This window comes from uncultured Microbacterium sp., assembly GCF_913776565.1.
Taxonomy (GTDB): Bacteria; Actinomycetota; Actinomycetes; order Actinomycetales; family Microbacteriaceae; genus Microbacterium.
In genome coordinates this window covers 1-5,304 of record NZ_CAJYPF010000279.1, presented here as the reverse complement: position 1 = coordinate 5,304, position 5,304 = coordinate 1, and the positions used below count along the sequence as shown (strand labels likewise).

4 protein-coding genes and 1 pseudogene are annotated in these 5,304 nt (G+C 70.4%); 1 reads left to right on the top strand and 4 read right to left on the bottom strand.

Going from position 1 to position 5,304, the window contains the following annotated elements; all coding sequences use genetic code 11:
- Both ftsE and prfB read right to left on the bottom strand, forming a co-directional pair.
- Positions 1–957 (bottom strand): cell division ATP-binding protein FtsE (gene ftsE / locus QZ433_RS15100; protein ID WP_295785029.1); only part of this gene is annotated, 957 nt, incomplete at its 3' end.
- 125 nt (positions 958–1,082) lie between these two features.
- On the bottom strand, positions 1,083–2,195 hold the full coding sequence (gene prfB, locus QZ433_RS15095) for a peptide chain release factor 2 (RefSeq protein ID WP_295785027.1): 1,113 nt from the start codon (positions 2,193–2,195) through the stop codon (positions 1,083–1,085).
- A gap of 71 nt (positions 2,196–2,266) precedes the next feature.
- Here prfB and QZ433_RS15090 point away from each other — a divergent pair, with 71 nt between their 5' ends.
- Complete coding sequence (locus tag QZ433_RS15090) at positions 2,267–3,499, top strand: MFS transporter (protein WP_295785031.1); 1,233 nt, start codon at positions 2,267–2,269, stop codon at positions 3,497–3,499.
- A gap of 19 nt (positions 3,500–3,518) precedes the next feature.
- Here QZ433_RS15090 and QZ433_RS15085 read toward each other — a convergent pair whose 3' ends face one another.
- Together QZ433_RS15085 and QZ433_RS15080 are read right to left on the bottom strand one after the other, a co-directional pair.
- A complete protein-coding gene (locus QZ433_RS15085) occupies positions 3,519–4,538 on the bottom strand; it encodes an NADPH:quinone reductase (RefSeq protein WP_295785025.1) in 1,020 nt (339 codons plus the stop codon).
- Between the two features lie 56 nt (positions 4,539–4,594).
- Positions 4,595–5,304 (bottom strand): annotated as a pseudogene (locus tag QZ433_RS15080) (chromosome condensation regulator RCC1); the annotation flags it as partial.

Sequence of the window (5,304 nt, the reverse complement as noted above, 5' to 3'; positions counted from 1 at the left end):
CTGCTCGACGGGAGGGGTGGTCACGGAGGGGACGGATGCCGAGGAAATGGATGCCGTGGCATCCGGAGTCTGGGCGGCACGGGGCGCGTCGGCGCCGGGGCGCGCGTCGGGTGCGGGCCGCGCGTCGCCGGCGGGTCGCGCATCCGCGCGCGGCAGGGGCTCGACGGGACCGGTCAGCCCGGTCACCTCGCGCTGCACCTCGAGAACGGCCGTCAGCGCCGCCACGGCCGCGGCGCCGCGCTCGACCTCGGGCGCGAGACGCGGCAGGCTCGACGTGTCGCCATAGCCGCCGTGGCGCTCGTCGCGCACCATCTCGCCGCCGCGCAGCTCGATCACGCGACGCTGCATCTGGTCGACGAAGCCGGCCTCGTGCGTGGCCATGACCACGGTCGTCCCACCCGCGTTGATGCGCGCGAGAAGTCGCATGATGTCGATCGACGTGCCGGGGTCGAGGTTTCCGGTCGGCTCGTCGGCCAGCAGCACCTGAGGACGGTTCACTAGGGCGCGGGCGATCGCGACGCGCTGCTGCTCGCCACCCGAGAGTTCGTGCGGCAGGCGCTTCTCTTTACCGTCGAGACCGACGAGCGCCAGCACCTCGGGAACGGCCTGCTGGATGAACCCGCGCGAGGCACCCGTGACCTGCAGCGTGAACGCGACGTTCTGGTGCACGGTCTTGTTCGGCAGCAGCCGGAAGTCCTGGAAGACCGAACCGATGTGCCGCCGGAAGTACGGCACCTTGCGGTTCGACAGCGTGCGCAGGTCGCGCCCGAGCACGACGACGCGCCCCTCGCTGGGGGTCTCAGCCCGCAGGATCAGCTGCAGGCAGGACGACTTGCCCGAACCCGAGGCTCCGACGAGGAAGACGAACTCCCCGCGCTGCACCTCGAAGTCCACGGCGTTCAGGGCGGGCTTCGCGGTGCCGCGATACCGCTTGGTGACGTTCTCGAACCGGATCATGGCTCGACGAGCCTAAGCGCGGGTCCCGGTCCCGCCGTCAGGACGCGCCGTGTCGCGAAACGCAGAAAGCCCTATGGATGCCGGGCATTCGGCATCCACAGGGCTTCCGACCGAGGTCGGGACGATCAGTCGTCGTCGTCCTTGCGCTTGCGCCAACGGATGCCGGCCGCGATCAGGCCGTCGAGGTCGCCGTCGAACACGACGGCCGGGTTGCCGACCTCGTAACCGGTGCGCAGGTCTTTCACGAGCTGCTGGCCGTAGAGGAAGTACGAGCGCATCTGGTCGCCCCAGCTCGCGGTGATCGTGCCGGCGAGCTCCTTCTTCTTGGCGGCCTCTTCTTCGCGCTTGAGCAGGAGCAGCCGCGTCTGCAGGACGCGCATGGCGGCGGCGCGGTTCTGGATCTGCGACTTCTCGTTCTGCATCGACACCACCAGGCCGGTCGGCAGGTGGGTGATGCGCACGGCGGAGTCGGTGGTGTTGACCGACTGCCCACCGGGGCCGGACGAGCGGAACACGTCGACACGGATGTCGCCCTCGGGGACGTCGACCTCGACGGCCTCTTCCATCACGGGGATGACCTCGACCGCGGCGAAGCTGGTCTGGCGCTTGTCGGCGCCGCCGAACGGGCTGATGCGCGCGAGGCGGTGCGTGCCCGCCTCGACGGACAGGGTGCCGTATGCGTAGGGCACGTCGACCTCGAAGGTGGCCGATTTGATGCCGGCGCCCTCGGCGTAGGACGTGTCCATGACCTTGACCGGGTACTTGTGCCGCTCTGCCCAGCGCAGGTACATGCGCAGCAGCATCTCGGCGAAGTCGGTCGCGTCGTCGCCGCCGGCACCCGAGCGGATCGTCACCACGGCCGAGCGCGGATCGTACTCGCCGTCGAGCAGCGTCTGCACCTCGAGCTGGCCGATGACGTCCTTGAGCGCGGCGAGCTCGCGGCGCGCTTCGTCGGCGGAGTCTTCGTCCTCCATCTCGATGGCGAGTTCGACCAGCACTTCGAGGTCGTCGAGGCGCTGTTCGATCTCGGAGACGCGCTTGAGCTCGGCCTGGCGGTGGCTCAGACGGCTGGTGACCTTCTGGGCGTTGTCGACGTCGTCCCAGAGGTCGGGGGCACCGGCCTCTTCGCTGAGGCGATCGATGTCGGCTTTGAGTGCGTCGACGTCGACCACGGCCTGGATATCGGCGAAGGTCGAGCGCAGCGCCTGGATGTCGGCGGTCAAATCGAGTTCGAGCATGAGACATCAAGCCTATCGTGGAGACGGTGACAGCCGACTCTCCCCGGAACGTGCTGGTGCGCTTCGCACCGATGATCTACGGCCCGACGCTGCTGTTCGCCCTCGGCGAGGGCGCCGTGATCCCCCTCATCCCCGTGATCGCGAACCGCCTCGGCGCGGATGTCGCCGTCGCCGCCCTGGTCGCCGCGGCGCTGGTCGTCGGCCAGCTGTGCGGCAACATCCCCGCCGGATGGGCGGTCGCTCGCTTCGGCGAGCGCATCACCATGGGCGTCGCGGGCATCGTGGTGCTCGGCGGGCTCACCGGCATCGTCTTGGCGCAGTCGCTGGTGTTCTTCGCCGCGGCGGTGTTCCTCATCGGCTTCTGCGCCGCGTCCTTCGCCCTCGCCCGGCACTCCTTCATGACCACCCGGGTCCCCCTCGCCTTCCGGGCGCGGGCGCTGTCGCTGCTGGGCGGCACGTTCCGCCTGGGCATGTTCGTCGGGCCGTTCATCTCGGCGGCGCTGCTGGGGCTGTTCGGAGATGAGACGGCATCCATCGTCTTCTTCGCCGTGTGCCAGGTGGCGACGATCCTGCTGGTGTTCCTGGGGCCCGACCCCGAGAAGGCCGTACCCGTGGGCGCTCCCCCTCGACGCGACGGCGGCGACTCCCGCGAGGCCGAGGACACCGGCGAGGCCGTCACCGGCGCGATCCCCACCGTCGAGCGCGTCGGGGTCTTCCGCACGATGTGGCGGTTCCGCGGCGTGCTCGCTCGACTCGGCCTCGCGGCCGCGTCCTTGTCGGCCGTGCGCTCCGCGCGCCAGGTGGTGCTGCCGCTGTGGGGCGTGTCCCTGGGACTGGATGCCGGCACGATCGCCGTGGTCGTCGGCGTCTCGGGCGCCATCGACTTCGCGCTGTTCTACGCCAGCGGTCAGGTGATGGACCGCTTCGGCCGCCTGTGGGCGGCCCTGCCGGCGATGGTGCTCATGGGGTCCGGCTTCCTCGCCCTGTCGTTCACCCACGATCTGGCGTCCGCCTCCATGTGGTACGCGCTGTTCGCCGCCGTCCTGGGCGTCGGCAACGGCCTGTCGAGCGGCATCCTGCTGACTCTGGGCGCCGACATCGCCCCGCCCGACGAACCGGCGGCGTTCTTGGGGTCGTGGAGGACCTTGACGGATGCCGGGGGCGCCGTCGCCCCGCTGATCGTCTCGGCCCTCGCGGCGGTGGCGTCGCTGTCGATCGGCGTGGCCGCGATGGGCGTGATCGCGGTGCTCGGCGCGGCGGGGTTCATCCGCTGGGTTCCGCGGTACGTTCCCCGCGCGCGCTGAGCACCGCGATCACCGATGCTCACTCCGAGACGCGGATGAGCACCTTTCCGGTCGCGCCGTTCTCGACGGCGTCGTGCGCCGCGGCCGTGTCGGCCAGATCGAAGAAGGTCAGCGGCAGCCCGGCCTCGTCACCCACGGGCAGCACGCCGTCGGCGACGGCGGCCGCGACGTCCTCGGCGGCCGCGGCGAGCGCACGCTCGCCCACGGTGTAGAGCAGCAGTCCCTGCCACCGGACGTTCTTGGCGAAGCTCTCGCGGACGGGGGCGGTGAACTCCGCCCCGCCGTTGTCGGCGTAGTAGCCGACCGTGCCGCCGTTGGCGATCACGGACACGTCGAGGGCGGCGTTGTCGGCGATGGCGACCTCGACGATGTGCTCGACGCCGTTCGGAGCGATCTCGCGGATGCCGTCGGCCAGCGTCTCGCTCGGGTACTGCAGCACGTGGTGGGCCCCGGCGGCGCGGGCGAGCGCTTCTTTCTCGTCGCTGCTCACCGTGGCGATGACCGTCGCACCGGCCCAGGCCGCGAGCTGGATGGCCGCGTGACCCACGGCGCCGGCTCCGCCCTGGACGAGCACCGTCCGTCCCGCCAGCGCACCGGGCGCCAGGCGCGACGGCCCGTCCTCGTGGACGGTGAGGGCGCGGTGCGCGGTCATCGCGGGAACACCCAGGCTCGCTCCGAGCTCGAAGGACGCCTCGTCGGCGAGAGGTACGGCGCGCTCGGCGGGCAGCACCGAGTACTCGGCGGCGGTTCCGGTCGGACGCTGGTGCGCCGCGAGGTAGACCCATACCCGCTGACCGACCGACAGGGAGTCGACACCGTCGCCCACGGCATCCACGATTCCCGCGCCGTCCTGGTTCGGGGTCACCTCGTCGAACGGGAGGGGACGACCGGTCGTCGCGCGCGCTTTCCAGTCGGTCGGGTTGACGCCCGATACGACGATGCGCACGCGAACCTCGCCGGGGCCGGGCTCGGGAAGGGGCCGCTCGACGAGCGAGAGAACGGAGGAGTCGCCGGGCTGAGAGTACGAGATCGCCTTCATGCCGGGAGTCAGCGTCGAGCAGCGCGTCCGCATTCCCTCGGCGTGTCGAGCGGTGATCAGCCGGTCTTCGTCACGACGAAGACGGTCTCTGCGTATGTCGAGCCGGATCCGAGCTGAGCCACCTCACGGCCGGAGGGCACGGGAACGGCAACGGGGACTCTCTTGGAGTTCGACGACGAGCCATTCGCCAGCATTCCGTACGAGTTCGAGCCCCACGACCAGAGCGAACCGTCTGATTGACGGGCATAGGCGTTCGCGAAGCCCGCGACGACCTGCACCACCCCCGATGTCAGGCGCGTCACCGGCGTGGGCGTGGATTGGTCGTAGGGCGTACCGGTACCCAGCTGACCGCTGTTGTTGTTGCCCCAGGATTGCAGTGAGCCATCGGACATCAGCGCATAGGCCGAGTGGTAGGCCGCCGCGATCTGGGCGACGCCCGACGTCAATCCCGTGACCTGCACAGGGGACGTCTCGGGATTCGAGATCGACTTGCCGATCCCGAGGGCGCCGTTGGGGTTGGCACCCCAACTTCTGACGGACCCGTCTGCGAGAAGGGCGAAGGACGTGAGGGATCCGACGGCGACCTGCGCCGCTCGCTTCGGCAGTCCCGTCACGGGAGTCGGCGTGGATCGATCCGTGTTCGTGCCGTCCCCCAGCTGGCCGACCCCGTTCTTGCCCCACGCCATGACCGAGCCGTCCGCCATCAACGCCACCACGTGCTGGAGGCCGACCGCGATCTGCGTGACGCGGGCGGGGAGCCCCTGCA

Coding starts and splice junctions, on each gene's coding strand:
- QZ433_RS15085 (WP_295785025.1), bottom strand. CDS start 4,538: ATGAAGGCGATCTCGTACTCTCAGCCCGGCGACTCCTCCGTTCTCTCG.
- QZ433_RS15090 (WP_295785031.1), top strand. CDS start 2,267: ATGATCTACGGCCCGACGCTGCTGTTCGCCCTCGGCGAGGGCGCCGTG.
- prfB (WP_295785027.1), bottom strand. CDS start 2,195: ATGCTCGAACTCGATTTGACCGCCGACATCCAGGCGCTGCGCTCGACC.